The sequence below is a fragment of the Collinsella sp. SGI.178 genome (assembly GCF_050313495.1).
Classification (GTDB): domain Bacteria; phylum Actinomycetota; class Coriobacteriia; order Coriobacteriales; family Coriobacteriaceae; genus Collinsella.
On record NZ_JBNPLM010000046.1, the window covers coordinates 1 to 1,719 of the forward strand.

General features: G+C 58.2%; 1 protein-coding gene. It reads right to left on the reverse strand.

What is annotated here, in order from left to right:
- Nucleotides 1-145: 145 nt before the first annotated feature.
- Nucleotides 146-1,108: a carbamate kinase gene (gene arcC / locus ACQRAQ_RS08530; protein WP_427794545.1), complete on the reverse strand. Its 963-nt coding sequence runs from the start codon at nt 1,106-1,108 to the stop codon at nt 146-148.
- Nucleotides 1,109-1,719 lie beyond the last annotated feature (611 nt).

A 1,719-nucleotide genomic window follows, 5' to 3' on the forward strand; every position in this document is an offset into this window, starting at 1 on the left:
GGTTTCCGCGGTCTTCAGCGCTTCTCATGAACAGTCACCTCAATAGCAAAAGCCCCGCAGTCGGAGCGGACTGCGGGGCTCATGAAGAGAGGCTAGTTTGTGGGCGCTTTGCCTGGCGCCCACAAGAGAGGCAACAGAGTAGAGGCTACTCGTGGATGCGGGTACCGGAGAGGCCGGCCATGGTCTCGGCGGCCTTGTCCAGGGCGCCGATAATGCAGGTGCGGCCCTTGCGGGAACGGGCGAACTTGATGGCAGCGCGGACCTTGGGCTCCATGGAACCCTTACCGAACTGGCCCTCGTCGGCCAGGCGCTCGGCCTCGTCGGCGGTGATGTCCTCGAGCTCCTCCTGGTCGGGCTTGCCGAAGTTGATGGCGACATGCTCAACGGCGGTCAGCAGGAACAGGACGTCGGCGTCGCAGTCCTCGGCCAGCAGCTCGCCGCCCAGGTCCTTGTCGATGACGGCGGGGACGCCCTTGTAGCAACCCTTGTTCTCGTAGTCGCGGACGACGGGGATGCCGCCGCCACCGCAGGCGATGACGATGAACTCGTTGTCGAGCAGGTTGAGGATGGAGTCGGCCTCGACGATCTTCTTGGGATCGGGGGAGGCGACGACGCGGCGCCAGCCGCGGCCGGAATCCTCGACGAAGACCTTGGAGGGATCCTCGGCCATGAACTCCTTGGCCTGCTCCTCGGTGTAGAAGGGGCCGATCGGCTTGGTCGGGTTCTTGAACGCGGGATCGTCCGGGTCGCACTCGATCTGGGTGACGACGGTGGCGGCGTGCCAACGCTTATAGCGCTTGTGCATCTCGCGGCCGATGCCCTGCTGCAGGTGATAACCAATATAGCCCTGGGACATGGCGCCGCACTCGGGCAGCGGCATCTCGGGGGTGCCGATGGCGTCGTGGGCGGCGGCGAAGGCATTCTGGATCATGCCGACCTGCGGGCCGTTGCCGTGGGTGATGATGATCTCGTTACCCTGCTCGATGAGGCCGAGGAGAGCGTGGGCGGTGTTGCTCACGGCCTCGATCTGCTCGACGGGGTTGTTGCCGAGGGCGTTGCCGCCAAGGGCGACGACAATACGATCGGGCTTGCCAAGAGGCTTAGACATTGCTGGAATCCTTTCTGTAAAAGGCCTACATCCCATTAATAACCCACGTCCGTGCAATACGCGAGTTTATTAAGGTTTATATTCTCTTTATCGCTCATTTTATTCATTTTGAAAACAGTTGAACGGTGAACGGTCGTTTTTACCCGTTCAGCGTAAAGATGCCCAGCTCAAGCATATCTAAGCTATTTACGTGCGACTTTATTTTGATATAGCATGGATTAGACCAGATTATGCAAACTATATCTTTGCTAAACACAAAACAGACAGCGCAATATCTTACTCGCACTATACGCGATTCTATACATTTTTAAGACGAGTATGCACCCCAACAAAAACATGGGGCTTTTCATCCAGCATAAGGAATATAAATGAGCTCCAAAAAGCAACCAGCCCCAAAGCACGGGGATAGAAGGCAGCAACAGCCAAAACCTCCATCCATCCCCAAAGTGGCGCGAGCTTTCGCGGCAAAGCCGCGAAACAGCGAAGGGGACAAAAGGCCCCCTCAGCCACGTCCTTCATTCAGCCCCACAATCCGAGGATGTAGTCGTAGCAGGATCTGAGGGCTAACCTTCGCGGACATTCCGCAGGGCGAAAGAACCCCCGCCGCACGT